A 339-nucleotide genomic window follows, 5' to 3' on the forward strand; every position below is an offset into this window, starting at 1 on the left:
CCTCACCGACGAATTCCTCACTTTTTGGATCATAATTCTTGAAATGGATATTCACCGGATAATCCCCCTTGGGTAGATCGACATCCAGCTTGTCCTCCTCCAGATAGTTTCCCGGCTCCATCGCTCCACTTTGATAGATCTTCTGTTTATTGTCCTTGCGGATCATCTCCACCACCATCAGATAATGATTGTTCTTGGAATTCACGATCCGCACCAGTCCCTTACTGCTTCCTGTCTCGAACACCAGATTGCTGTTGATATTGATCTGGACGCTTCCCTCTGCCACCTTGTCATCCATCATCTTCTGGATCTCTTCCCGTGTCATTCCCGGAAGATAGC

Annotated in this window: 1 pseudogene; it reads right to left on the reverse strand. The window is 47.5% G+C overall.

The features are described 5' to 3' along the window. Positions 1 to 301: pseudogene (locus NE665_RS24180) on the reverse strand (hypothetical protein); the annotation flags it as partial. Between the last annotated feature and the right edge of the window lie 38 nt (positions 302 to 339).

This window comes from Clostridium sp. DFI.1.208 (genome assembly GCF_024463855.1).
GTDB lineage: Bacteria > Bacillota_I > Bacilli_A > Erysipelotrichales > Erysipelotrichaceae > Clostridium_AQ.